Origin of the sequence: Blautia sp. MSK20_18, assembly GCF_020553125.1 — a bacterium.
GTDB classification, from domain to species: domain Bacteria; phylum Bacillota; class Clostridia; order Lachnospirales; family Lachnospiraceae; genus Blautia_A; species Blautia_A fusiformis.
Genome location: NZ_JAJCGR010000078.1, coordinates 1 through 2,778, shown reverse-complemented (window position 1 = coordinate 2,778; position 2,778 = coordinate 1). Strand labels below are relative to the sequence as shown.

General features: G+C 43.4%; 2 protein-coding genes. Both read left to right on the top strand.

Annotated elements, in window-relative coordinates; all coding sequences use genetic code 11:
- Positions 1 to 165: 165 nt before the first annotated feature.
- Entirely contained in the window at positions 166 to 312 is a 147-nt protein-coding gene (locus LI091_RS18245) for a hypothetical protein (protein ID WP_156340250.1), read from the top strand.
- A 429-nt stretch (positions 313 to 741) separates the two neighbouring features.
- Entirely contained in the window at positions 742 to 2,670 is a 1,929-nt protein-coding gene (gene ltrA / locus LI091_RS18240; RefSeq protein ID WP_242872675.1) for a group II intron reverse transcriptase/maturase, read from the top strand.
- Positions 2,671 to 2,778 lie beyond the last annotated feature (108 nt).

Genomic DNA, 2,778 nt, shown 5'->3' with positions numbered 1-2,778 from the left:
GGACGAGACGTTCCGCTTGTTGAATAGACAGCGGGGTCAGTAGCCGTCCGTAAAAAGAAAAGCTACTGATACAACTGATATGGTGTTGTTCAAATGAAGGGGTAACGCCCGGAAGGGACACACACAAACTCCCTACAGCGTGATAGTTGTGCAAGAACTGTCGGGTTGTCAAAAGTTAGGGTGAAGAGCAAAAAGCAGGTCCTAACAGGTAAGGCTGAGGAAAGATTCACAGAGGTGTGGGTTGCCTGTGATTATGTAGTGAAGCTGTATATGGTGAGTATCCACGGAAGTGGGGACGAACTGACGATTTAAAGAGTCTAAAATTCGAATGCGTTGAAAAGCGTATGCCAACGGTTTGGCGCTGATTACCGAAAAGTAACTGGGTGGAAGTGAAAGTCGGAACATTGTTACAGGCAATGGAAATCAGCAGGCTCAAAGGAAGCACCTAAGTACAGTATATTGCATCATATTGGAACGTCGAAAGCAACGAACAGCGAGCAGTTGCACATGCTATGACCTGTTGGTAAGGAAAACACACTGTATAACTTACCTTTATCGTTGTGAGAGCGGAGGCACGAGCGATGAAGCTTCTGTAATGGGAGTGGAGCAACAGCCTCCAGTGGGACGACTGGTCAGTCTGCCAGTCGACAAAACAAGTGTAATAAAGTAATGCAGTTAACATTCATAGGTTCGAGTATGACTAAGAGAAACAAGTCTTGCGAGAGTGAGGTGATGTTGACTATGCAAAGAAAGGAATTGTTAAAGAAAAGTGCTATCCGATATGCTGAGTACTACGGCATGGTCGAAGTACAGGACGCATTATATGCGGATAGTGCGAGCGAAAAGATTTTCACGAATCTGATAAGTATTATCGGTTCAGATGCCAATATCAAAATGGCATACCGTAATCTCAAATCAAACAAAGGAAGCAGCACACCTGGTGTCGACGGTAAGACCTTTAAGGACTTAGCTGAGATGTCAGAGGAAGCATTGGTTCAATGTGTTAGGGACAAAATTCTTAACTACCAGCCTAAAGCGGTGAGAAGGGTATATATCCCAAAGCCAAATGGGAAAATGCGACCATTAGGAATCCCTACGGTATTAGATAGGATTGTACAACAAAGCGTGTTGCAGGTCATGGAGCCTATATGCGAAGCCAAGTTTTATCGGCACAGTTATGGTTTCAGACCGAATCGTAGCACTAAGAATGCCGTTGCCGTGTGTTACAAACTGGCGCAGGTGGACGGATTCCACTATGTAGTTGATGTAGATATCAAGGGATTTTTTGATAATGTCGACCATGGAAAGCTACTAAAGCAGATATGGACGATGGGAATACGTGATAAAAGGCTGATTTCCTTAATTGGAAAAATGCTAAAAGCTCCAATTGAAGAAAATGGGGTTAGAACGGTACCCGACAAAGGCACGCCTCAGGGCGGTGTACTTAGTCCCTTACTGGCAAATATTGTGCTGAATGAGCTTGACTGGTGGATAGCCAGTCAATGGGAGGAAATGCCTGCAAAGCATCCTCTGAAAAGCGATATTTATATGAATAAAAATGGTACCCCGAATAAAGGGAATCTGTACAAGAAGTTGCGACAGTCCCGATTGAAAGAGTGCCACATAGTGAGATATGCGGATGATTTTAAGATATTTTGCAGGTCGTATTCTGATGCTTCCAAGCTAAAGCATGCGGTCGAGCAATGGCTAATGGACAGACTAAAGCTGGAAACATCTCCAGATAAGTCACGAATTACGAATCTTACCAAAGGCTATAGCGACTTCTTAGGCATAAAATTTAAACTTTACAAGAAGGGAAAGAAATGGTCTATCAAGTCTCATATGACTGACAAAGCCATCAATTCTCAACGAGTGAAGCTGAAAAATGCCATGGCGCAGGCCTGTAAATCTCACGAGAGTGAACAATCACAGCACGATGACCTCATCAGATACAACCAAGCAGTCATTGGTATGCATCAGTACTATAACATGGCTACTATGATAAATGCAGATGTTCACAGACTGTTCCCGTCGATTGACATAACCATGAAGACGAGACTGAATAGTCGGGCTGACCTCTCCAAGGAAAAACCGCCGACATTGAAAGGTGCGATGGACGAATATTTCTATCAGAAATATGGGGAGTCCAAACAGGTTAGATATATCAATGGTATGATTGTCGTCCCTGTAGCATACTGTAGGACGCAAAATCCAATGTTCTACCGAGTGGACACCAATCGTTACACCCCACAGGGACGTGAACGTATTCACCGCATGCTTGCTAAATCTGAATATGGAGAAACGCTGTTGAAGTTGAGTAGAGATAACGACACGAATCATAGTATCGAATTCTGTGATAACCGCCTATCAAGATTTGTGGCATCAAAGGGTAAGTGTGAACTCTCAAAGGTGTCTCTTGCGTTTGAAGATGTGGAATGCATATATCTTAATCCACCAAGCCAAGGTGGTACGGATGAATATGCAAACCTCAGAATCGTACACAAAGATATAAAGAGCCTTATCTATTCTAATGACGTGAAAATCATCAAGTCCCTCATCGATTTATTCGATTGTAGGGCACCTGCCAAGATTGCAAAGCTCAACAAATGGAGAGCTAAAGCAGGATTGGAAGCAATTAACCTTATAACAATTAACCAGACTTTGAAGTAACTGTATTAGCAATAAAGACTTATCCCATGGAACGCCGTGTGCAATGAAAGTTGCTTGCACGGTGTGGCTCGGGGCGAAAGGCGTGAAAGCGTCTGACCTATCGAGATT